The following is a 23,036-nucleotide window of genomic DNA, read 5'->3' on the forward strand; positions in this document are numbered from 1 at the left end:
CACCACTTTCATTCAAATTCGTATGACATTGCGGACAATAAATACAATGGAGCCGTTTCCGTCCGCAGTATGCGCGGACCTAACGCTATCGGTAGAAATCCTGCTGAACGTAGTGTTTCGGCTTCTGTCCTAGACAATCCGCCTTCAGGACCAAATACAGCAAGTACTGTTTGACCAGGTAATACACTTTTTAGACGATCCGAAATTTTATTTGGGTCTCCACTTTTCGCGTCTTCTTCATCAGCAACCAAGAGGACATCAAAGTTCTCTGATTCAGCGATTAACTGCTTAACAGAAAATGGATTTCGCACTTCCGGGATAACTGTGCGATGACATTGCTCAGCAGCTTCTTTGGCAATTTTGCGAAGCCGTTCACCTTTTTTGTCACCTTTTTTGTCATCCCATTTAACAATAGATCTCTCGGCTTGAAACGGAAAAATCCCTGTCATGCCGAGTTCCGTTCCTTTTTGAACGATTAAATCGAGTTTGTCACCTTTCGGGAGACCACAAGCTACCGTTACTTTAACAGGCATTTCATTTGACTGAAGAGGTTCTCCTTTACGCTGAATTACGATGCCATCAGGTAAAAGCTCTGTAATTTGGGAGACGAAGGCTTCGCCATTAGTAACAGCGATGACGTCATCATCAACGGTCATTCGCATAACACGCGCGATATGTTTAGCGTCATCACCAGTAATTATTGCATTTCCATCTTCATCAAAAGGAGATTGCAGAAAATAGCGTTGCAAATCGTTACACGCTCCTTTTTTGAGCGATGATAGCAACCCAGTCTTCCATAAGTACAGATTCGACAATCTCAAATCCTTTGCTGATTAGGTCGTCTTTTACTAGATCACGTTTTTGTCCAATGATTCCCGAAACAATAAACAAGCCATTTTCCGGTAAAATTGAATACGCATCTTGCGAAAAGGAAATGATAACTTCTGCAAGGATATTCGCGATGATGATTTCAGCCGGCTCTTTTACAGAATCCAGAAGATTGCCGTGCTTCACTTCCACTGTTTCTTCAACATGATTCAGCTCAATGTTTTCTTTTGCAGCTACAACTGCAACCTGGTCCAAATCAAGTGCGTGGACACGTGAAGCACCTAGAAGTGCTGCCCCGATAGATAACACGCCTGAACCTGTTCCCACGTCAACAACTGTGTCTCCCGGCTTGACGTATTTCTCAAGCGCTTGTAAACACATTACCGTTGTAGGATGTGTGCCCGTTCCAAACGCCATGCCAGGATCAAGTTCAATAATCAATTCATCTGATTCAACAGGTTCATATTCTTCCCATGTCGGTACAATTGTAAAGCGTCCAGAAATTTTGACAGGATGATAGTATTTTTTCCAGGCAGTTGCCCAATCTTCCTCATCGACTTCATTTGTCTGAATGGCATTTTCCCCTGCGTCTATTCCGAATTCCGATAAACCTTTGATAGATTGGTCGATATCTTTCACCGTTTCAATAAGAAAAGTAGTGACTGGTAAATAGGCTTTTAAGATAACGCCATCTACTGGGAAATCGTTCTTGTCGAGTGCCCATATTTCACCGAACCGGTCTTCGTGGATTCGACTTGGATCTGCTGAATCTTCGATAACGACTCCACTTGCACCTGCTTCGTGTAAAATATTCGCTACTGCTTCAGTTGCTTCATGCGTCGTATGAATAGAAATTTCCGACCACTTCAAATGAATTCATCCCTTTCAGTCGCCTTTAATTGAACGTTTGATTTTATCGAACAGTGAACTTGAATACTCGTCAAGCGAATCGCCGCTAATTGCCGCAAATTCACGCATCAGTTCTTTCTGTTTTTCTGTCATCTTTTTAGGCGTCAACACTTTCACAACAACATGCTGATCTCCAATACCGCGGCCATGAACGTTTTTAACACCTTTACCTTTTAAGCGGAACCGTGTTCCTGTTTGTGTGCCTGCAGGGATTTTCAAATTCACATTGCCTTGTACAGTTGGCACTTCAATCTCATCACCGAGTGAAGCTTGCGGGAAGGAAAGGTTGAGTTCCAAATAAATGTCGTCGTCTTCACGGATAAATTTCTCATGAGCCCTGACGCGGAATACGATATATAAGTCGCCCGCAGGTCCACCTTTATGACCAGGTTCTCCCTGTCCAGATACCCGAAGCTGTTGTCCATCATCGACCCCCTCAGGAATCGTTACTTTAATTTTCTTCCTTTTCGTCACTTTACCTGCTCCGTGACAAGTCGAACATTTCTCAGGTATTATTTTCCCAGTTCCTTGACAATGCTGACACGCTCGACGATTAACCATTTGGCCAAGTGGCGTGTTTTGCGTAACGCTGATTTGACCCGAGCCGCCACAATGTGTACACGTCTTAGGTTTAGTCCCTTTTTTAGCGCCTGACCCATCACAAGTATCACAGTCTTCTTCTTTCGGTATTTCAACTTCCGTTTCCTTACCGAAAACAGCTTCCATGAAATCAATGTTCATCGAATACTGTAGATCGTCGCCTTTTCTAGGTGCATTTGGATCACGTCGTCGTGTATTTCCACCGAAAAACGAACTGAATATATCATCGAAGCCGAATCCATCAGCTCCGCCGCCTCCGCCACCAAAACCACCAAATCCTTGATTCGGATCCGTATGTCCGAATTGATCATAATTCGCTTTTTTCGAATCGTCGCTCAGCACTTCATATGCTTCGGTCACTTCTTTAAACTTATCAACTGCATCATCTGCTTTGTTCAAGTCTGGATGATATTTTTTTGAAAGCGAACGATACGCTTTCCTAATCTCATCTTTTGATGCCGATTTTGTTATTCCAAGCACGTCATAATAATCTCTTTTACTCATTACTTCACTCTCCCGAAATACTTTGAATATCATCTATTGTATCATTAAAAACTGAAAAGCGTAAGCGCCTGTTCAGCCTGAAAAAGCGCTAGAAGGCTTGAATTTAAAGGCATTCTTTGCCATTAAAGACTAGACTGAAGCTAGGTACTGAAGTATAGAACGCACAATAAAAATCGGAAAAGCCAAAGCCGGAATATCGGACTTTGACTTTTCCGTCAACGATCATTCTTATTTACTTTTTCTCGTCGATTACATCTTCAAAATCTGCGTCGACTATATCGTCGTCTTTAGGTTCGCCTGCGTTTTCAGCGCCTTCAGCAGATTCAGCTGCAGCTTGTTCATACAACTTCATAGTCATCTGTTGGACAATTTCATCCAATTTTTCTTTTTTAGTACGAATTTCGTCAAAGTCAGCAGCTTCGAGCGCAGTTTTCAACTCTTCTTTTGCTTCTTCGACACTTTTCACTTCTTCTTCTGAAACTTTTCCTTCAAGATCTTTCAATGTCTTTTCAGCCATGAATACAAGTTGGTCCGCTTCATTTTTCAAGTCCGCTTCTTCTTTACGCTTTTGGTCCGCTTCAGCATTTGCTTCAGCATCTTTCACCATACGTTCGATTTCTTCGTCAGTTAGACCTGAGCTTGCTTGAATTGTAATATTATGTTCTTTTTGTGTTCCAAGATCTTTCGCTTTAACAGTAACAATACCGTTTTTATCAATATCGAATGTTACTTCGATTTGTGGAACACCACGTGGTGCTGGCGGAATGTCCGTCAATTGGAAACGACCAAGCGTTTTGTTGTCCGCGGACATTGGACGCTCCCCTTGCAATACGTGAATATCAACCGCTGGCTGGCTATCAGCCGCTGTTGAGAATACTTGTGATTTGCTAGTCGGGATTGTCGTATTACGTTCGATTAGTTTAGTGAACACGTTACCCATTGTTTCAATACCAAGTGATAGAGGTGTTACGTCTAGAAGTACAACGTCTGTAACGTCTCCACTTAAGATTGAACCTTGAACAGCTGCACCAAGTGCAACTACTTCATCCGGGTTAACACCTTTATATGGCTCTTTACCCGTTTCTTTCTTGATTGCTTCTTGAACTGAAGGAATACGAGTCGATCCACCAACAAGAATTACTTTGTCAATCTCAGATGCAGTAAGACCAGCATCTTTCATGGCCTGACGAGTTGGTACCATTGAACGTTCAACAAGGTGAGCAGTCAATTCATCGAATTTCGCACGTGAAAGTGAAACTTCAAGGTGAAGTGGACCTGCATCTCCTGCTGTAATGAAAGGCAATGAGATTTGTGAAGTTGTTACGCCTGAAAGGTCTTTTTTCGCTTTTTCAGCAGCATCTTTCAAACGTTGCATCGCCATTTTATCTTTCGATAAGTCAACGCCATTGTCTTTTTTGAATTCTTGAACAAGGAAGTCGATGATAACATCGTCAAAGTCGTCTCCGCCAAGCTTGTTATCGCCCGCCGTCGATTTAACTTGGAATACACCGTCGCCAAGTTCTAGGATTGATACGTCGAACGTACCGCCACCAAGGTCATAAACAAGAATAGTTTCGTCTTCGTCCGTTTTATCAAGGCCGTATGCCAGTGCAGCTGCTGTCGGCTCGTTGATGATACGTTCAACTTCAAGGCCTGCAATTCTACCAGCATCTTGTGTTGCTTGGCGCTGTGCATCGCTGAAGTAAGCAGGAACTGTAATAACTGCTTTCGTTACTTTTTCTCCGAGATACTCTTCTGCATAACCCTTCAAATACTGAAGAATCATTGCTGAAACTTCTTGAGGTGTATATTCAGTGTCTTCTGCTTTCACTTTGAAATCTGTTCCCATATGTCGTTTTACAGACATGATTGTGTTTGGGTTTGTGATTGATTGACGTTTTGCTACTTCTCCGACTTGACGTTCGCCGTTTTTGAAAGCAACGACTGATGGAGTTGTACGGTTACCTTCCGGATTTGGAATAACTTTAGGCTCTCCGCCTTCATAAATTGCTACTACTGAGTTTGTTGTCCCTAAGTCAATACCGATAATTTTGCTCATAATCAAATTCCTCCTATATATATGCTACATTTTTTATTCGTTTACTTTAACCATTGCTGGTCTTAATACACGATCTTTCAACATATAACCAGCTTGCATTTGTTCAAGTACGATGCCTGCTGGTTTGTCTTCATCTGAACCCGTCATAATTGCTTGATGGAAATTCGGATCAAACTCCTGATCCAGCGCTTGGATTTCAACAAGACCTTCATCTTCAAGGGCTTGAAGGAATGTACGATAAATCATATCTAATCCCGTCATCATCGTTTGAGCCTCTTCAGTTGTCGCTTCCACAGTAAGTGCCCGTGCAAAGTTATCAAGAACTGGTATTAGATTCGTCACGACGTTCTGTGCACGATACTTCTGTAGCGCTTCTTTATCAAGCGAAGCCCGTCTCTTGAAGTTTTCATAATCTGCTAGAAGTCGAAGTCGTTTATTCTCTTCTTCTTGTAGCTTTTCAGTAAGTTCTTGCACAATAGTCTCTTCCCCATTTTCAACGATTTCAATCTCCTCAGTATCTTCAACTGATTCGATGATGTCGTCTGTATTATCGGGCGTTTCCATCACTACTTCTTCGTTCTCTTTAAATTCGTCGTTTACATTTGTCATTAGTCGTTCCTCCCTGCTGTTCCGCCGATTGTCAGTCTCGCCAATTCTCTGGACAAATCACTGCTCATTAAATCAAGCATCGTGATAACTCTTGCATAATCCATCCGTTTAGGTCCGATGATAGCGATGGAACCCGTCATATTGTCGCCGGCCGAATATGTCGCTGTAATCACACTACAATCTTCCATCGCATTGTGATTATTTTCAGAACCGATGCGGACATGAATTCCTGTCATACCTTCCTGAAAAAACGTCATTGCTGGTGCGCCCTTGTCCATTAATTCAAAAAATGTTTTCATCTTGTGAATATCATTGAATTCGGGTTGCTTCATCATATTCATTTTGCCGCCAAAAAACAGCCGTTCTTCCGGTTCGATTGAAATCGCCCGTTGGAATGAAGCGAACAAGTCGCCTGCATGGTGGATATGACGTTCCAGCACCATTTGTGTCTCCTGAGCAAGTATCTTCTGAATATGGACAAGCGGAGTACCAATGAGCCGCTCGTTCAGAATGTTTACCATTTTCTCAATATCTGACGCGGTGAAGCCTTCCGGTACATTGAAGAGTCTATTCTCAACACGTCCATTGTCCGTGACAATAATAGCGACAGCTGTCTTCTCATCTAGTGGAACGATTGAAAAACGCTTCACTGCATGTAGCGATGTATCGGGGCCGAGGAGAATCGACGTGTAATTCGTCAAATCAGACAAAATTGTCGCTGACTTTCGTATTAACTCTTCAGTCTCCACAATTTTTTCCCGAAAAACCGAACGCAGGTGAATACTGTCTTCTGTGTTCAACTTTTCTTTTGTTAATAGATTATCTACATAAAACCTGTACCCTTTTTCAGATGGTATTCTGCCGGATGAAGTGTGGGTCTTTTCAAGATAACCCATTTCTTCTAGGTCAGCCATTTCGTTCCGTATTGTCGCAGGACTAAATGGTGCTTCCGGCTTTTTGGATAGCTGCCTCGATCCGACAGGTTGTGCGGATTCGATGAAATCGTCAACCGTCAGTTGCAATATAAGCAATTGTCTGTTCGTCAACATAGTCATCACTCCTGTTAGCACTCTATAACTGCGAGTGCTAATACTACTGATAATTTAACAAATGCAGATCGAAGTGTCAACGAATTGACTCTGGATTATTTAAGAAATTGCTGAAATACATCGTTTCCTCTATAAACACCACGGTGCGTTAACTTAACCGCATCATCCAATCGCTCGACAAGTCCATCTTTAATAAGCGAGTGTAACGTTTCCCCGTAAACCTCTTCAAGTGACTGTCCGAACTTCTCTTGGAATAAAGAGATGGATACACCATTTGATTTGCGTAGGCCAAGAAACATCTCCTCTTCCATTGCTTCGATTGCAGTAACTACATGTGTCTGTTGGACGGGTCGTTCGCCCAATGCTGTTTTCTCCATATATTTCGCAATTGGTCCGATATTGGAATATCGGGTGCCATCTACATAACCATGTGCGCCTGCACCAACACCAGCGTACGTAGCATTTTCCCAATAGATGAGATTATGGATTGATTCGTGACCTGGAGTTGCAAAATTACTAATTTCGTAACGTTTGCGTCCTTTGCGCTCCATCTGTTCGATTAACATCGTGAACATTTCCGTTTCCATGTCTTCGCCTGGGAGTGGCAATTTGCCTTTATTCATCAAATTATAAAAGACTGTTTTTGGCTCGACAATCAACGAGTACCCTGAATAATGGGGTAGATCGAGGGCAAGTGCTTTATTAAGAGTATCCTGCCATTGCGCGATTGTTTGCCCCGGCAACCCGTAAATTAGGTCGATACTTATATTATCAAATCCGGCTTTTCTCGCTTCTCCTACAACACGTGCAGCGTCGTCTGGACCGTGCGTCCTACCGATTTTTGTCAATAATTCTGCGTCGAATGACTGAACACCGATGCTCAATCGATCCACGCCGCCATTTTTCAGGACAATCAATTTGCCGAATGTTAGCTCGTCCGGATTTGCTTCCGTCGAAAACTCTTTCAATGAACTGACATCTACATATTCATGGATGATTTCAAGCAACCGTTCAAGCTGTTTTTCAGACAGCGAAGTTGGTGTGCCGCCTCCTAAGAATACCGTTTCCACTTCTTTAAATGAAATACCTTCCTGCCGCATGATCGCCAGTTCCTGACCCATTGATTCGATATATTCATCGACAGGCTGATTTTTGAAAAACACTTTATTAAAATCACAGTAATGACAAATTTGGTGGCAAAACGGAATGTGGATATACATACCCCTCATACCGTCACTTCCTTCCTTTAGTTAACGCCTTGTTCAGGGCTTATGATCCCGAACCCTAGGCCTTAGAGTCCATACATGGAAAAGAAGAGGGCTCGACGCCCCCTTCTTCATTTATTAATCCTCGTCCATCTCCAAGATAGCAATAAATACTTCTTGCTAATTGGATGTACTAACTTGTATCATACAGCATTATGATGTGTCACACAAAGCTTAAATCCCGTACACGACTACCCATCACTTCAACATATATAGATACCAATTGTAATCGTTATAAAATCAATCGAAAGAAGTGGTTTATAGCAACTTAAATGTAGAGGAGTTTTGTTTATGAAAAATCAAAAAGTCACATTAGCTATCTTATTACTGAATTTATTTATCGCCTTTCTTGGTATCGGGCTCGTTATTCCCGTTCTTCCTACGATCATGAATGAGCTAAACATTAACGGTACGGTCGTTGGCTACATGATGGCGGCATTTGCGATTACACAACTTATCGTCTCACCGTTTGCCGGGCGATGGGCTGACAAATACGGTCGCAAAATTATGATTGTGCTCGGCCTGTTTGTATTTGGTTTCTCGGAGTTTTTATTCGGGTTTGGTAAATCGGTTGAGGTATTATTTATCTCGCGCATGCTCGGCGGGGTCAGTGCGGCATTCATTATGCCCGCTGTAACAGCCTTTATCGCAGATATTACAACGAACGCCACAAGACCAAAGGCAATTGGCTATATGTCCGCTGCTATTAGCACTGGCTTTATTATCGGACCTGGGATTGGTGGATTTTTAGCTGAAATTGGTACACGTGTACCATTCTATTCGGCCGGTGTACTCGGAGCGGTTGCTGCGATTCTTTCACTTATTTTATTAACAGAACCCGAACGCGTGGCTGAAGATGCGCCTATCCCAGGACAAAAGACAGGGTTTCGTCGGCTCTTCATCCCAATGTACGCTATTGCTTTCATTTTAATTTTCGTTTTGTCGTTTGGCCTTGCAGCGTTTGAATCATTTTTCAGCTTATTCGTCGACCATAAATTCGGCTTCACGCCAAAAGATATCGCCATCGTCATCACGGGTAGCGGAATTGTCGGTGCTCTTGCGCAACTATTGCTCTTCGATCGCTTATCAAAAAGCATAGGCGAAATTAATCTTATTCGCTACAGCTTAGCTGTATCAGCGATTCTAGTCCTATTGATGACCTTCGTGAGCTCGTACTTCACAATATTACTGACAACATTCTTCCTCTTTGTTGGATTCGATTTAATACGCCCAGCTATTACATCCTATTTATCTAAAATTGCGGGCAATGAACAAGGCTTTATTGGCGGTATGAACTCAACCTTCACCAGTATTGGCAATATCTTTGGCCCGATCATCGGAGGTGTGTTATTTGACATCGACTTAAACTACCCATACTATTTTGCCGCAATCGTATTAGCAATCGGTACGATTATTGCACTATTTTGGAAGAAGCCGAAGCATATAACGTTATAAATTGCATGAAGTGTATTTCTTTAGTACAAAACAAACGCAAAAGGTGACCGTTCCGTATGGAATGGTCACCTTTTGCATAAAAATTCTTGTTCGCATCAGGATTTTCTTTATTTCATCTTTTAATCTCTACTACGTTTACCAGCCAAAATTACAACGTTTGCGACGAGATTCTTTACAGTTACATTTCAACTTATCGTCGCGGTCACGATTACGGTCACAATGATGTTTATTATCACGATCAGACCTTACTTCACGACATTCACAAATCAACTCTACCCGCCGATTTCGATTTCGATTTTGATTTTCAAAACACATATTCTATCCCCCCTTTGTTGTTCTTTAAAGCTGGCCAGCCTTCTACGTATTATATGGACGAGTTCGCGCAATGATTGGACGAACCATCTGGTGCAAGCGAGTTTTTTTATTTCCAACTCTTGTTTATTTTGTTAGAGAAAAGTGAACCATGTGAATACCACTAAAAAGGTGACTGTGTCTTGACTCAAGAAAAAGAGACCCATCCACTATAAAATCTGTGGATGGATCTCTTTTGTTAATGACTATGGAGGTCCCTTTATACGCTATATACTAACTACTTTAAATTAACTTTTCCATCGTTATATTTGTAATTTCGTAGCCCAACTTTTCGTATAATCCTCGCGCAGTTTTGTTATGACCAAAAACATGAAGTCCAATCTTTTTCATTCCTAAATCCCTTGCAATACATTCAAGTTCTCGCATTGCTTCCTTACCGTATCCCAATCCTTGATATTGCTCAAAAATATTAAAATCATAGATAAAACCTTCATCGTTATTTGTAGGTGATTTTTGTGCGATCCAAATCATTCCGACAATCTGTTCGGCGTTAAAGATAGAGAATAAATAATTAAGTTCGGATTTCTCATCTTTTGGCAACAGATCATCAAATGACTGCTTAGATAAATCAATCGCCTCATCTTCCTTCCAATTTCCAGAAGCGACCTTGTCTTTTGCATAGTCATCAATTGCACTACTAATATACTGCTGAAATTCCTGTTTATTCATTGATTTTAAAATAACCACTTGTTTTCCTCCCACTCCGGCGACCTATAGTTAAATATAATGATTATGGGGTACACATATCGCCATCTTTACTTTCATTATACAATTTTTATTAGTACAGATACATCGCAACATTCTTTAAAAATGAGAAAATTAACATCTACTATCAAATAGGAGGAGTAGTCTATTTGGATAGTATACTTTCACTCATCACTTTATTATCGGCGTTTGCATTTTTCCACTTTTTCATACAAACTATTATTGCCATAGTAAAAAAGAACAAGGTGCTGCGCAAACAGCAGTTGAATTTTTTAGGTATCGCATTTGTAGTAATGTTCGTAGTAGTCAACCTATCCGATACTCCGACTAAGCCCGCAGATATAGAAGAGAGAGAAAAAACTACTTTAGTAAATTAATAGCAGCGGAATCAGCTAAATGGAATGTATGGAACTACAACTGCTCAATCTGCTTTTCAGTCATAAATCCTCCCCTAATTATCGTCTACGAATTACCAAGCTTGTACGTCTGTTGATTAGTCCCTATCAATTCAGCCCCTTCCTTACCAACCAGCTGTTCTTTTGACTTACCTCTTGCCCTGGTACTCTTCTTGACTAACTAGCATGCATAAGCATCAGGAAGACCTTTTCAATCATCTCTTTTGATTAATTTCTACAGTCTTCTCCTCCTCAGTTGCAAGAATCTGTACTAAATTGCAGATTAGTATACATCATCTTTCAAAATCCCCCCTCATCCCAATTAACACGGAGTCACCTTTCTCTTTATGCGTCTTATTAGCATGTGGAGGATTCTCTGCACCTGGGCCTTACAGCCACTGATTACAATTCCGATAGTTCCGTTGTATCAATATTCAGTACCCCTTGGAAATTAATCTGCAATTCTTTCATTCTCTTAAAGAGGTTCCATTTATTAATCAATATCAAACCAACTAGGTTTTGTATCTTTCAAGGATTTCCCTACCTCATTAATATCTCTCAGCTTAGCGGACCACCTTTCCATTCAATAGCCTGTGTCAAATAAGGTATCCGCTATAAACACTCTTAGCAATTTGATGTGAGTCCTCTTTCTAGTAATCCGGCTAAACCATGAATACCTCGATGAGAAGTTTTAGGAGAAATCCGGATATAACCTCGAACTGCAGAAATATTAGCAGGTGTGTTATGTAAGTTGTTGAATTCACCAGTTGCAATTACACGATCATTGATTTCTTTGAATAAATCAGCATCACCATTAGATGCAAATGAGTATAAGAAACCAGTTGGCTCTGGATTATCTAAATTAACTCTATCGACAAAATCAACGAATGTTGGATAAAGTCCATTAGTTTCTGTTGCACTTGCATTCTTAATGTAGTTTTGGAACTGACCAAGATAAGCTGTTAATGCTAAACCATCATCAGACTTAGATGCATGATGCATTGCGATAGGATTGTTAAGTGTTGTGTTACTTAGCTTTCGACGGTACTCATGACCAAGCTGTTTGGCAACTGTGAAAGCAGTCCCACTTAATTGAGGTGCAGTAGCATATCGATCAGTTACAGTTTCGGTTCCAGATGCATGTGACAACCATACTAATGCCATAGACACGTATGAATCGTAACCATTTGAGCCTAAGTAGCCTCTCATATGATCTTGAGAGTAATAAGTATTCCCATCGGTAGTACTTGAAGCGTTCAACTGAGAAACAGAAGATACACCAAGTTCAGTAAGACGAGCCTCAGATATTTGAGAAGAAATAAGAGCGAACGTTTGACTTACACCACCAACCCCAAGAGCAAGACCGGTGATCGAGCTGAAAGTTGTTGGATTTCCGATTTTGTTAAGGTAGTCAGGGAATTGTTCGAAGTATTGATTTAATTGACCAGTACGCAATGGTGAGTTTGTAGAAATTCCACTTAACAGTTCAGATGTTTCAATAGTCTTGAGTTGTGACTTTGATTTTCCTAGTCCAACTGCTAAATAATAAGCCAATGAAGCAATGTGCGTGTAGATCGTGTTTAGTACACCAGTTGCTGCTTTGAAACCTTCAGTTGTAGAAAGATCTGTAGCAATACCAATATCGAAGATTTGTAAGTCAGAAGATCCGTAGTTCTCTGCTAAACGAGCAATAGTAGTATGTGTAAAATCAAAGTCAGAAGTAGCTTGATTTTTCTCGGTAAATTTAGGGTTTTGAGCATAATAAATTGCGAGCTTTTGGAACATGATTTTTGCCCCTTCTTCTACATGAGTTCGGGCTGTAGGGTCTAGGGATGATAGTAAAGTTAAATTAGCTAAGATGTTCGTATATCCCACTAAAATAAGACCAAATCCCGGATCTGTTTCAAATCCACCATCAATATAACCAAGATCTTTTGAGTAGTTATCTAACGTCGGTTCAATAACACCATCTGAAACCGTCGGAGTTGAAGAGTACTTATTGCTTGTAGATACTCCATTGACTATTTCTTTCGAACCCGTAACACCGCTTGTGTTTTTAGTATAGCCAGTGATAGTAGGCGCTAGAGTAATGAAAGTATAAGACTTAGTCCCAACATGTGATCCTACACCAGAGACAGTTTCACCATTAATAATGGCTTCAATCTCTTGAAGGACCCCGGATTTTGTTCCCTTATCAGTAGTTTTTTCGTATAAAGCTGTTAGGAAAATTAATTGATGACCGATACGTTGTAGGGTCAAAGCAAAAAATCCAGTTTCGTTTAAACGTGATTTAAAAATACCAGCTTGTTCATGACGAGCCTGCAACGGTGAAAAGCCTTTTTCAAATTGTTCATCGAATACTTTACGTGACTCTGCAGCTGTTTCAAAATATGTCAAAATAAAATCTCTCCAATTCTATATATATTTTCAGAAGATAAAGTCCATTGCTTGTTTATATTGAACTTAATTACTTTCAACGATGGCTCGTAGAACTAAAATCACTTTCCTTTTGACGTTGTAGTAATTTCATTCGTGGATCGTGTAGAAATTCTTCTTGGAATGCTCTGCCCATACACAACCGTTTTGACATTTCATTGATATCCCAAAACCTCGCGTTTAGCCTCGTCCATTTTTCCATTAAAGTACTCTCTAATCAGATCCTAGTCAACTTCTACTCTGTCCTTCGCAATCGGCATGCAACCTTCATCTCCTTTTTACCCACAATACAGAATATACGTTCGTATTGCAAGTAAATAAAAAACACCTCGTGAGAGCTGCTTTTTTAGATAAATTTATTTAAACGATGGCAATATAATTCCATAAAGCATTAAACTCCAAACTACTTTGCTTGTAAAATCGAACAATTTTACAAGCAAAGTAGTTCTATAGTAATAATTTTCCCGTTAATTTCAATGCCCTTTCCTCTCCATCAATGAATCTATTCATTGATTACCACTTCCTAACACCACCATTTTGTGATTGATTGTCACCAGTAAGTCGAGGGCCACGAAGGAATTCATGGTAAATTATATAAGCCTACTGTCTTAAATATAAGGATCAATCCTACGACACATTTATCATCATTGCGGATAGTGGACCTGAAAATAGTAGCCGACTAACGCAAATTCTTAAAGGAACATCGCGTTTTAGGTACCTAAAACGTGGAAGTCATTGTAGGCTACTATCCACCTTATCAAAGTAATATAATCCGATTGAGCGGGTTTCTATCGGAACGGGGCTATTTTAGATACACACGAAGCTGCGCTAGGCTATCCCATGTACGAAGAAAAACGTAATACCATCTGACTTGAATGTTTTACTGTATACAAACCCGGAGATCTTGGAAACTGTAATGTATGTCAAATTACAATAGAGGGAATCTTGGAATATGCGACTCTTCTTTGAGTAATTTTATTTCTAATGACAAATGAAGCGGCCTTCCACAATCTAATCTAAGGAGGAACCACTTTTGCTTTGGTCTTATTTAACCTTTCCATAGACAACAGGAGCACGCGTCAGTTGCATAATCTCCAATTTCAATAATGTTCCTATACCTAAAATTAAGGTGTTGTAGTAGTTAAAAAATACATTATAATCAATACAGCCATTACAGCCAATATGATAAGAAGAATACGTTTCAATTACTTCCCTCCTTTAATTGAACAAGGTTTAGACTAAAATTATAAAAGGATAAAAAAATAATAGTCGTTCTTTTTGGCGTTACCAGAATGAAATCGCATAATGCGGCGGGATTTCCCCATCTTTTTTTGATAATTGAACTAAAGCAACCGTTAGTTAAAAACCCAATTACATTATTCTTGATACCATCTTTCATCAAATTCCAGGTTTAATGCTTTCCCTAAATATTCTCCAAATCTAACAAATCCTCTTCCTCTAGCTGTAATTATGTTTCCATCCTGTACTACAATCTGTTCTGAATAATTCCCCAGGTTAAATACACCGGATCTTTCTATGTTTTCTTTTGTAATCCCTACAGTATATTTTTTATCTCCTAAAACACCTGCTTTTGCTAATAAGAATGGAGAGCTAGATATACTTGCAATCACCGTTTCTTTAGTAACTATTTGTTTAATGAAATCAACTATTCTTTCTTCTTCATGTAGCGACATAATATCCATACAACCTGGTAATAAGAGGCTATCTATTTCTTCGAAATTAATTTCATCAACAGTAGCGTCAGCTACACAAGATAACCCTGACTCCCCCTTTATCGGTTGTTTGTTTAATCCAACGGTAACAACTTGTTTTTTTCCTTGCATTAATATAGATAAGGCTACAGTTAGTTCATACTCACTGAACTGTGGATACAATAAAACAGCTGTTTTTTTCACTAAGATTCCTCCTACTTAATATCTCTACTTAACCATAAAAAGTCCACTTTCCTCCTTCAACCAACGGGCAAGTTTGGTGAAGGAGGAGAAGGTTTGGCTACATGAGATCAAACCATAAAACCATCTATTTGATCGTTGAACGGGTTCGTATACGCAATACACAACAGGTGAATACAACTCCGGTTCACGAAAGTCGTCATCCCCCAATTCTCCCTTTAATTAAAGTAAGAAAAAGAAGTTTGTTTTAAAAAACATTAAATCTTTCGGCAATATCTCAATGAAGTATATCTTTCTCCAACAACAATTCCATGTCCAACAAGTTCATGATTAAAAATAAATCCTTTTGCCTCATAGAAAGGAATTCCTTTTTGATTTTCCTTCGCAACGGAAACCCATTGTTCCGTTGCATTAAGCTCTTCTTTTTGTTGTTTGGTAATAGCATCTAATATCATTGTACCAATACCTTCGTTACGTCTAGCAGGATTTAGATACAATACAAAAACTTCTCCAGAGGTATCCTCAATCATACCACCTCCACCAGCCCCAATCACTTCGTTCCCTTCTATTGCAACAAAATATCCTCCCCATTCCTTACTGATTTCTAAAACCTCTTTTAGTATTCTTTCATGATTATAAAACTCTTTAATTATTCCTTTAATGTACATTTCAGAATGTGTTTCGCTGTATGTCGCCCAATAACCATCACTACATACTTTTGATATTCCCTCAACATGATTAGGTTTGGCTTTTATAATATGTATCATAATTAATTCTCCTTTCGAATAATTAACCACCACTATTAAATATAACATTTATTGACTAAACTGCCCCGTCAATTAAAGAAGAACTGAGCTTTGTTCCCTATTCGATCTTATAAATATGAATACCTCTCTATTTCGACATACAAAAAAGCGACCTACCCAGAATCAAATCTCTGGCAGTTCTTATTTAACTCTTCCACAGACAACTGGACAACGGGGACCGTCAATAGACGGTCCCCGTTGTCCAACTAAATCACCCTTTGGTGCAACAAGGTTTAGATTAGGAAACAGTCTAATTATTTAATTTTTCATTTATTTGTTGTAAGTGGTGAATATCATGTTTTAAAAAAATTTTTATAAAACATTCTACTGTGAACTGTCGTTTGCCTTTTCCAATTGTAAATCTAACATTATCCTCTTCTTTTGAGATACTTTCGATAAGTTCTTTTCGTGTTACAACGAAAGCACTTATAATAGATTTTACTGATTGGCCTCTTAGAAATGATATTGCTTCCGCATTATGTTGATCATGGTTTGGATACTCTGGCAAGGTTGCTCCATTTTTCATTTTCGGAACCATTATTTCCAAATTATACTTATCCCAATAATATAAATGCCCTATAATTTCTCTAATCGACCATTTTTCCTTACTAATAGGTTCAAGTAGCTGAGATTCTTGTATTTCTTTTAATTTCGAAATGTCATCAATGGTTTTTTCGAATTGGATTAGTGTTTTATTCATTTTTTTCCTCCGTAAGAAAATATTATTTAACTCCCAGAATCCAATTGTACTTGTTGAACAAGAACAGAACATCGTTCTATATTCGTCCTTATCCATACGAATACCTCTTTAATTCGACAAACAAAAAAGCCCCTCGCGAGAGATGCTTTTTCCTGAGTAAAAGATATCAACTTATTTTTTGTCGAATGTTCTTCTTCCAAGTAATTATTAATTATTTTCCTTTCAATTTGTGTGTCGATTTTACCCGGCACCTTAAATTGTTGCACAAAAGAGTCTTTTAAAGCGTCCCTTAAACTTTTAGACATACTGACCTGTATTTTCCTATGTTCATCGGAAGTTAATCCGAATTTTTTATTAGGAATATTTATAGAAGTTAATACCCCCTCTATTTCTATTACTTCAAACTTACCGTTGCTATTTTCAATAAACTCAGCGGTTTCGGATTATTAAGTTCGGTCAAGAGCTTAGCAATACAACTTTAACAGTCTGAGTATGTTCCTCACCGTTGATCCTATGTGGACATTTCTTGCCACTCCGATCACGATGCCATTTCACACGATCAATTCCCCATCCGTATAGCTTCAAGACGTGAGCGACGTATTCAACAGTATTTTCTTCTGCAGCTACATACTTCTGTCCACCACTTTCGCTGTAATATATTTCAATTCCGATGGTTCCTCTATTGCCTTTACCCTTACCATCCCTTGCATGATAAGTACTATGTGTAAAAGGAATGGCTTGTACAGCTTGCTTGTCATCAATGGATATGCGAAAAGCCTAAAATTGTGTTGTTGCGAGTCATAGATGGCGCTACGTCGTATAAATGATCTTTTAAGCACCTTCTCTAGTTACCTTACCTGACATTCCTTTTTCGTAATTTGTGGAGATTGCTAAACCACAAATGGGATACAAGACCGGATAAAAACGAGATTTTGGAATGATGATTCCACTCCTGGTGCTGCTCCCTTACTTTTGCAAATCCCAGTCTTGACGACGATTAGTGAGTTGTTGCAAAATCACACCTATCTCCTTCGTAACCGCTACATACGTCATACCGCTTCTTCGGTAATTTCAGCAGGTTCTTTCCTCGCCACTTTTTTCACTTGCACTTCTGCTTCATAACATTCAATTATTGAAACCAATAACTCCTGACCGATTTCACGTGTGTGATCAGCCACCCGGTAGCCACATATATGAGCGTGCTTTTATTATTACTTCCGACACCCTTACACTTGTCACATAACTCTTTTTTCAATGATTCAAGTTCAGCTAGTAAGTTCAGAAGAGCTTATCGCAATGAAGCTAATTATTGTCTGCGCTGTTTTCTTTCTGGAATGGATGGCATATGGATTCACTCTTCCGTTGGTACATGAATCTCGTTATCCTGCAGTGAATGGCAGTTATTTTGGTCCTACTATTTTTTATTTCTTTCTGAGTTGAATCCCCAGCATTCTTTATATATTTGAATATACTATTTAAGAGCTGTAGGTACACATGCGCGCTCTCTCTCACACTCGCTCATCGTGCCTACAGCGAATAAAGAATATTTTTTTACTAAACAAATGAACCAGACAATCGATAATTACCGGCATAGAATGAATTAATTCGTTTTAGGAGGTGTACTTTATGGGTTATGCAGGTTACGGCTACGGTTGCGGACCTGAAAATCGATCAGGGTTCGGTTCAGGATTCGCCTTACTAATCGTTCTGTTTATTCTTTTAATTATTGTTGGCGCATGTTTCTTAAACACCGGAGGAGACGACTGTTGAGTTTGGAGTTGATTACCAAATTTCGTTTCCACTCCCTGTTAGGAATTAGCAGTACCTTCCCTTTATAAGTCAACAGTCCAGGAGGGAATACCATTTGGTACGGGGTACTACTTTTCTCTGGAAACAGCACCCACTACAAAATCCAGTCATTTAGGATATAGTGGTGACATATAGTATTGGGTTACCCCCACTTTTTGCTCACTCTCTAAGTTACAACTTAGAAAGTGAGTTTTTTATTTCACGACTTTTAAGTATTTCGGCAGTGGTTTCCTTGCTTTTTGTACTTCATCAGTGTCATTGTTCACGAGGATCTACTTACCTTTGTCGTCCTCAGTCATCGTTTAAGTAGTGATGTCTTTCTCTTCAAGGAACTTCATCCATGACTTCAATCGCGAAGAAACTAATTTTCCAATTGTGAAATCCCCAAAAAATTCTGATAGAGGTAAGCCAAGGATTGAACAGGCAATGATTAACAAAGAAGGTGTTTGGGTTTTAGATTCAACAAAGACCGCTTCCTCGGAAAGAGACATTCATATTGGTCAAACCTTAGTGAATATATTAAAAAAACACCGCATTTGGCTTATAAAGAATAAGCTGAAATACGGTGCTCACTATACTGAATCAGATCATGTATGCGTGAAAGAATGTGGAAGCATCGTCACGCCATCTGTTATTAACTACAATACACGAAAAATGCAAAATGAGTCAGTAGATATTTTCGAACAAGCTATGTGTGACATTAAATAATTTGCCACTACACTTTTTCAAATGGTGGCAAACACTCTATTTCATTCATTTATCTAAAAAACAAACCTCATACCTACAACGTTTAATCCTCGTCCATCTTCAAGACAGCCATAAATGCTTCTTGAGGCACTTCAACCGAACCTACTTGTTTCATACGTTTTTTACCTTCTTTTTGTTTATCAAGAAGTTTACGTTTACGGGAGATATCTCCGCCGTAACATTTAGCAAGAACGTTTTTACCCATTGACTTGATTGTTGAACGTGCGACAATCTTTTGTCCGATAGCTGCCTGTACAGGCACTTCAAACTGTTGTCTTGGGATTAGTTTACGTAACTTTTCAACAATCGCTTTTCCACGATCATATGAGAAGTCTTTGTGGACGATGAAACTGAATGCATCGACGTGCTCGCCGTTTAGGAGAATGTCCATTTTGACGAGTTTCGATTGTTTGTAGCCAATCAGTTCATAGTCAAGTGATGCATACCCTTTCGTACCAGATTTCAATTGGTCAAAGAAGTCATAGACGATTTCTGCAAGTGGCAGTTCATAAATGATATTGACACGTGTTGAATCCAGGTAGTCCATTGTCATGAAGTTCCCCCGTTTATGCTGGCACAGTTCCATAACAGAACCGACATATTCGTTAGGCACCATAATAGATGCTTTTACATATGGTTCTTCAACATAATCGACTTTTTGTGCATCCGGCATCATTGCAGGGTTGTCCACTTTCATTTCAGAACCATCTGTAAGTACGACATTATAAATAACACTCGGTGCTGTTGTGATCAAGTCTACATTGAATTCTCGTTCAATCCGTTCCTGAATAATCTCCATATGCAAGAGACCAAGGAATCCACAACGGTAACCGAAACCAAGTGCTTGTGATGTTTCTGCTTCGAATTCAAGTGCTGAGTCATTCAATTCTAATTTCTCAAGTGCATCACGCAGTTCATTATATTTTGATGTATCAATTGGATATAGTCCACAGAACACCATCGGATTCATCCGGCGATAACCAGCTAGCGGTTCGCTTGCAGGGTTTTTCACGCTTGTAATCGTATCCCCAACTCGTGTATCTCCAACATTCTTAATCGAAGCTGATAAATAGCCAACGTCTCCGACAGTCAATTCATCTCGAGGTGATATTTTTGGTGTGAAGACACCTGTTTCAAGTACCTCGAAATCTTTACCAGTCGCCATCATGTGAATCTTATCGCCTGGCTTAACCGTACCTTGCATAATTCGAATATTAACAATAACCCCTTTGTATGGGTCATAATGCGAGTCAAAAATAAGCGCTTGGAGCGGAGCATCCGGATCCCCCAGTGGAGCTGGAACCTTTTCTACAATCTGTTCCAAAATATCTACGATTCCGATACCTGCTTTTGCCGATGCAAGGACTGCTTCTGAAGCGTCCAGCCCAATAACATCTTCAATTTCTTTTCTCACACGTTCCGGATCTGCTGCGGGTAAATCAATTTTATTGATAACCGGTAAAATTTCAAGCTCATTATCAATTGCCAAGTAAACGTTTGCCAGTGTTTGTGCTTCAATTCCTTGCGCCGCATCGACAACAAGGATTGCACCTTCACAAGCTGCAAGGCTTCGAGACACTTCGTATGTAAAGTCGACGTGTCCTGGCGTATCGATCAGGTGGAATGTGTATTCCTGCCCGTCTTTAGCTGCATACGTCAACTGCACCGCATTCAATTTGATTGTGATTCCGCGTTCTCTTTCAAGATCCATCGAATCCAACGTTTGTGTCTTCATTTCTCTTGCTGTTAACGTTTGGGTTTGTTCTAGAATACGATCCGCCAATGTTGATTTCCCGTGATCGATATGAGCGATGATGGAAAAGTTCCGGATATTCTTTTGACGTGCTGCTCTCTGTTCATGATTCATAGTCAGTTCACTCCTATTTTAGCTATATGAATTATAGCAGTGAACCGCGCATACTTCAATATTCGGCACGATTAGAATTTTCAATGACAGTTGTAGCCGCCTTCGCTAAGACAGCAATTGTTCGATTTAGTTGATCTTCAGTGTTGCCGATTCCTCCTAGTTCCACGACAAGAAGAGACGGATCAAGGTCCTGATTATACTTTCCATCAACACCTGGCCCGTGCTTCATGACTAGGTTTCGTGTTATCCCCGGTACAAGCAGTTCCATTTCATTCTTCAGTAGCACAGCATTTGCTCGATTACGCTCAAAGTTCGAATGTTCCATGCCTATAACAAATGCCACTTTCGCATATTGTTCATCATTGAACGCAATTGTTGTTATATCCGGACCAGCCGAATCCCTGTGAAGATCGATTATCAAATCATACTTTTTTTCCTGTATTTTCTTCTTGACATGTGGTCGGATTGCATTATAGGCACCGGTATGGGGCACCTCTACAGCTATCATATCCGTTTCAATTCCGTTGAATTGTAGTTGCGTTTTTAATTTCTCACCAAATTTTGTAATGTTTTCAGTTTGGTGGGATACAGTGATTTTTCCTTCTTTCGCCTGTGTCACAGGTTTAAAGGCTTCGTGGTAATGGGTGAAATAGAGTAACGCTTTCCCTTCTGCCTCTGATGCTTGTATTGGCATTAGCTCCGACTCTGGTTCTGGTTCTGGCTCTTTTTCTGTTTCTGTTTCCTCTTCCAAAATATTTGCGGCGTATACCATGTAAGTAGACTCTTTCACGAGATTAGAAGATTTCGCCGACTGTCCCTTCGGAAATGTTGTGATAATCATTGGAAACAGGAAGAGAAATAAGATAAGTGTGCCCCATATTTGCAGTGTTTTTTTCAAATGGCATCCCTCCGTGTTCCAACTATATGCGTTGGAACACGAGTTAATGACTGTTTTTTATAGTCGAAATCCAGTTCGTCAATGAATCGGCAAGTGATTCCGCATAAAGTGAAACCCATGAATCAATCTCTTTCGGAGAGACAAATGTCCGTAATTCATGGTTCGTCAACACTTCTTCAAACAACTGGATACGGTCTTCGTGCGGCCACGTCGCCCAATCACCAAAGATTGGTAGCAGATTAGCTCGGTCAGCATCCTTATTTTCAGTGTGCAGCCACGGCGTAACGGAAAGTCTTGATGAAGGACTGTCCTTCTCCTCTATTTTTGAAGCAATATAACCAAACATGGAATTGATGGCATCCGCTATTAGAACAGGACCGTCAACGACAGTCGGAATTCCGATTGCGATTACAGGTATTCCAAGTACTTCTTTTGAAATCTCTTTACGGCTATTGCCAACACCAGATCCTGGATGGATACCCGTATCCGTCAATTGAATCGTTCGGCAAAGCCTTGAACTATCTCTTGCCGCAAGTGCGTCGATGACGATAAGTAAGTCGGGTTTTATTTCAGTAACCAGAGCTTTTACAAAGTCCGATGTTTCCAAACCCGTTTGAATCGTCACACCAGGCGCATAGACGAATACTTCGCTGCCCTCTTCGGAATAATAGCCAGGCACAATATCTCGCAACCTGTCCATCGTCAGTGGGCCCACAGCATCGGGCGTGATGTCACGATTACCAAGACCTATTAAAAGAATCTTTCCCGTTTTGAGCGTGGTAATATCCACAAGGATTTCATCCAGTTTTTCGATTAACACACGCGACATATCAGCAAGCCCTTCTCGATCATCCGCTGTAAGTGCCGGAACTGTCAGCGTAATATAAGTTCCCTGCTTCTTCCCGATCTTTTCCTCACCTTGCGCATCGACTTTTACAGAAGTCACAATGACCCGACCTAATCTTTTTTCGCCAAACAAAACCCCATCTGATTCTTTCAACTTATTTTTGTCATCCGCCGTTCGGTGACGGACTACTTCTTCACTCTCATCTAGAAGATCCGTTCGATAAAAATCATACTTCTCCATACAATCACCTCACCTTTAAGTTT

Annotated in this window: 21 protein-coding genes; 4 read left to right on the forward strand and 17 right to left on the reverse strand. The window is 39.9% G+C overall.

Annotated elements, in window-relative coordinates; translation table 11 throughout:
* Positions 1 to 8: 8 nt before the first annotated feature.
* The 7 genes from MKZ26_RS05035 to hemW form a co-directional block, all read right to left on the reverse strand.
* Complete coding sequence (locus MKZ26_RS05035) at positions 9 to 749, reverse strand: 16S rRNA (uracil(1498)-N(3))-methyltransferase (RefSeq protein WP_340764840.1); 741 nt, start codon at positions 747 to 749, stop codon at positions 9 to 11.
* 4 nt (positions 750 to 753) lie between these two features.
* A complete protein-coding gene (gene prmA, locus MKZ26_RS05040; protein ID WP_187047504.1) occupies positions 754 to 1,698 on the reverse strand; it encodes a 50S ribosomal protein L11 methyltransferase in 945 nt (314 codons plus the stop codon).
* Between the two features lie 15 nt (positions 1,699 to 1,713).
* Positions 1,714 to 2,841 (reverse strand): molecular chaperone DnaJ, encoded by a 1,128-nt coding sequence (gene dnaJ / locus MKZ26_RS05045; RefSeq protein ID WP_187047503.1) that lies wholly within the window; start codon positions 2,839 to 2,841, stop codon positions 1,714 to 1,716.
* A 232-nt stretch (positions 2,842 to 3,073) separates the two neighbouring features.
* The gene (gene dnaK / locus MKZ26_RS05050; protein WP_067208349.1) at positions 3,074 to 4,900 is read right to left on the reverse strand and encodes a molecular chaperone DnaK; all 1,827 of its coding nucleotides are present in this window, start codon (positions 4,898 to 4,900) and stop codon (positions 3,074 to 3,076) included.
* 33 nt (positions 4,901 to 4,933) lie between these two features.
* Positions 4,934 to 5,509 carry a nucleotide exchange factor GrpE gene (grpE, locus tag MKZ26_RS05055; protein WP_340764842.1) on the reverse strand — a complete coding sequence of 192 codons (576 nt, stop codon included), beginning with the start codon at positions 5,507 to 5,509 and terminating at the stop codon, positions 4,934 to 4,936.
* Positions 5,509 to 6,558: a heat-inducible transcriptional repressor HrcA gene (gene hrcA, locus MKZ26_RS05060; RefSeq protein ID WP_067208344.1), complete on the reverse strand. Its 1,050-nt coding sequence runs from the start codon at positions 6,556 to 6,558 to the stop codon at positions 5,509 to 5,511. Before hrcA ends, grpE begins: the two co-directional genes overlap by 1 nt.
* Before the next feature lie 95 nt (positions 6,559 to 6,653).
* Positions 6,654 to 7,787, reverse strand: coding sequence for a radical SAM family heme chaperone HemW (gene hemW, locus MKZ26_RS05065; RefSeq protein ID WP_340764844.1), 1,134 nt, complete (start codon positions 7,785 to 7,787; stop codon positions 6,654 to 6,656).
* Positions 7,788 to 8,114: 327 nt separating this feature from the next.
* On the opposite strand from hemW, the gene norA reads away from it, so the two are divergent.
* A complete protein-coding gene (gene norA / locus MKZ26_RS05070; RefSeq protein ID WP_338652656.1) occupies positions 8,115 to 9,278 on the forward strand; it encodes a multidrug efflux MFS transporter NorA in 1,164 nt (387 codons plus the stop codon).
* Between the two features lie 594 nt (positions 9,279 to 9,872).
* Here the strand turns inward: norA and MKZ26_RS05075 are convergent.
* On the reverse strand, positions 9,873 to 10,337 hold the full coding sequence (locus MKZ26_RS05075) for a GNAT family N-acetyltransferase (RefSeq protein ID WP_340764847.1): 465 nt from the start codon (positions 10,335 to 10,337) through the stop codon (positions 9,873 to 9,875).
* 167 nt (positions 10,338 to 10,504) lie between these two features.
* Between MKZ26_RS05075 and MKZ26_RS05080 the strand changes: the two genes are divergently transcribed.
* Positions 10,505 to 10,732: a hypothetical protein gene (locus tag MKZ26_RS05080; RefSeq protein ID WP_340764849.1), complete on the forward strand. Its 228-nt coding sequence runs from the start codon at positions 10,505 to 10,507 to the stop codon at positions 10,730 to 10,732.
* Between the two features lie 642 nt (positions 10,733 to 11,374).
* Here MKZ26_RS05080 and MKZ26_RS05085 read toward each other — a convergent pair.
* The 6 genes from MKZ26_RS05085 to MKZ26_RS05105 form a co-directional block, all read right to left on the reverse strand.
* Positions 11,375 to 13,147, reverse strand: coding sequence for a hypothetical protein (locus MKZ26_RS05085; RefSeq protein WP_340764851.1), 1,773 nt, complete (start codon positions 13,145 to 13,147; stop codon positions 11,375 to 11,377).
* A gap of 1,415 nt (positions 13,148 to 14,562) precedes the next feature.
* A complete protein-coding gene (locus MKZ26_RS05090) occupies positions 14,563 to 15,102 on the reverse strand; it encodes a DJ-1/PfpI family protein (RefSeq protein WP_340764853.1) in 540 nt (179 codons plus the stop codon).
* 254 nt (positions 15,103 to 15,356) lie between these two features.
* On the reverse strand, positions 15,357 to 15,866 hold the full coding sequence (locus MKZ26_RS05095) for a GNAT family N-acetyltransferase (protein WP_340764855.1): 510 nt from the start codon (positions 15,864 to 15,866) through the stop codon (positions 15,357 to 15,359).
* A gap of 289 nt (positions 15,867 to 16,155) precedes the next feature.
* Positions 16,156 to 16,605, reverse strand: coding sequence for a DinB family protein (locus MKZ26_RS05100; RefSeq protein WP_340764857.1), 450 nt, complete (start codon positions 16,603 to 16,605; stop codon positions 16,156 to 16,158).
* 456 nt (positions 16,606 to 17,061) lie between these two features.
* On the reverse strand, positions 17,062 to 17,373 hold the full coding sequence (locus MKZ26_RS22315; RefSeq protein ID WP_445683453.1) for a peptidoglycan recognition protein family protein: 312 nt from the start codon (positions 17,371 to 17,373) through the stop codon (positions 17,062 to 17,064).
* Between the two features lie 281 nt (positions 17,374 to 17,654).
* A complete protein-coding gene (locus MKZ26_RS05105; protein ID WP_340764859.1) occupies positions 17,655 to 17,783 on the reverse strand; it encodes a hypothetical protein in 129 nt (42 codons plus the stop codon).
* Between the two features lie 448 nt (positions 17,784 to 18,231).
* Here MKZ26_RS05105 and MKZ26_RS05110 point away from each other — a divergent pair, with 448 nt between their 5' ends.
* Together MKZ26_RS05110 and MKZ26_RS05115 are read left to right on the forward strand one after the other, a co-directional pair.
* Positions 18,232 to 18,375, forward strand: coding sequence for a YjcZ family sporulation protein (locus tag MKZ26_RS05110; protein WP_340764860.1), 144 nt, complete (start codon positions 18,232 to 18,234; stop codon positions 18,373 to 18,375).
* A 465-nt stretch (positions 18,376 to 18,840) separates the two neighbouring features.
* Positions 18,841 to 19,122, forward strand: a complete 282-nt coding sequence (locus MKZ26_RS05115) for a hypothetical protein (protein WP_340764862.1) — start codon at positions 18,841 to 18,843, stop codon at positions 19,120 to 19,122.
* A gap of 82 nt (positions 19,123 to 19,204) precedes the next feature.
* Here the strand turns inward: MKZ26_RS05115 and lepA are convergent, their stop codons facing one another.
* The 3 genes from lepA to gpr are packed head-to-tail and all read right to left on the reverse strand — an operon-like array spanning position 19,205 to position 23,013.
* A complete protein-coding gene (lepA, locus tag MKZ26_RS05120) occupies positions 19,205 to 21,028 on the reverse strand; it encodes a translation elongation factor 4 (RefSeq protein WP_067208324.1) in 1,824 nt (607 codons plus the stop codon).
* 55 nt (positions 21,029 to 21,083) lie between these two features.
* The gene (gene spoIIP, locus MKZ26_RS05125) at positions 21,084 to 21,926 is read right to left on the reverse strand and encodes a stage II sporulation protein P (protein ID WP_187047496.1); all 843 of its coding nucleotides are present in this window, start codon (positions 21,924 to 21,926) and stop codon (positions 21,084 to 21,086) included.
* A 43-nt stretch (positions 21,927 to 21,969) separates the two neighbouring features.
* Positions 21,970 to 23,013 (reverse strand): GPR endopeptidase, encoded by a 1,044-nt coding sequence (gene gpr, locus MKZ26_RS05130; protein ID WP_067208319.1) that lies wholly within the window; start codon positions 23,011 to 23,013, stop codon positions 21,970 to 21,972.
* Between the last annotated feature and the right edge of the window lie 23 nt (positions 23,014 to 23,036).

Origin of the sequence: Sporosarcina sp. FSL K6-6792 (assembly GCF_038004885.1) — a bacterium.
Classification (GTDB): domain Bacteria; phylum Bacillota; class Bacilli; order Bacillales_A; family Planococcaceae; genus Sporosarcina; species Sporosarcina psychrophila.

What these genes read in the sequence shown, in the direction of transcription:
- gpr (WP_067208319.1), bottom strand. Translation starts at nt 23,013, where the DNA reads ATGGAGAAGTATGATTTTTATCGAACGGATCTTCTAGATGAGAGTGAA.
- lepA (WP_067208324.1), bottom strand. Translation starts at nt 21,028, where the DNA reads ATGAATCATGAACAGAGAGCAGCACGTCAAAAGAATATCCGGAACTTT.
- norA (WP_338652656.1), top strand. Translation starts at nt 8,115, where the DNA reads ATGAAAAATCAAAAAGTCACATTAGCTATCTTATTACTGAATTTATTT.
- grpE (WP_340764842.1), bottom strand. Translation starts at nt 5,509, where the DNA reads ATGACAAATGTAAACGACGAATTTAAAGAGAACGAAGAAGTAGTGATG.
- hemW (WP_340764844.1), bottom strand. Translation starts at nt 7,787, where the DNA reads ATGAGGGGTATGTATATCCACATTCCGTTTTGCCACCAAATTTGTCAT.
- MKZ26_RS05115 (WP_340764862.1), top strand. Translation starts at nt 18,841, where the DNA reads ATGATTAACAAAGAAGGTGTTTGGGTTTTAGATTCAACAAAGACCGCT.
- hrcA (WP_067208344.1), bottom strand. Translation starts at nt 6,558, where the DNA reads ATGTTGACGAACAGACAATTGCTTATATTGCAACTGACGGTTGACGAT.
- MKZ26_RS05110 (WP_340764860.1), top strand. Translation starts at nt 18,232, where the DNA reads ATGGGTTATGCAGGTTACGGCTACGGTTGCGGACCTGAAAATCGATCA.
- MKZ26_RS05095 (WP_340764855.1), bottom strand. Translation starts at nt 15,866, where the DNA reads ATGATACATATTATAAAAGCCAAACCTAATCATGTTGAGGGAATATCA.
- dnaK (WP_067208349.1), bottom strand. Translation starts at nt 4,900, where the DNA reads ATGAGCAAAATTATCGGTATTGACTTAGGGACAACAAACTCAGTAGTA.
- dnaJ (WP_187047503.1), bottom strand. Translation starts at nt 2,841, where the DNA reads ATGAGTAAAAGAGATTATTATGACGTGCTTGGAATAACAAAATCGGCA.
- MKZ26_RS05100 (WP_340764857.1), bottom strand. Translation starts at nt 16,605, where the DNA reads ATGAATAAAACACTAATCCAATTCGAAAAAACCATTGATGACATTTCG.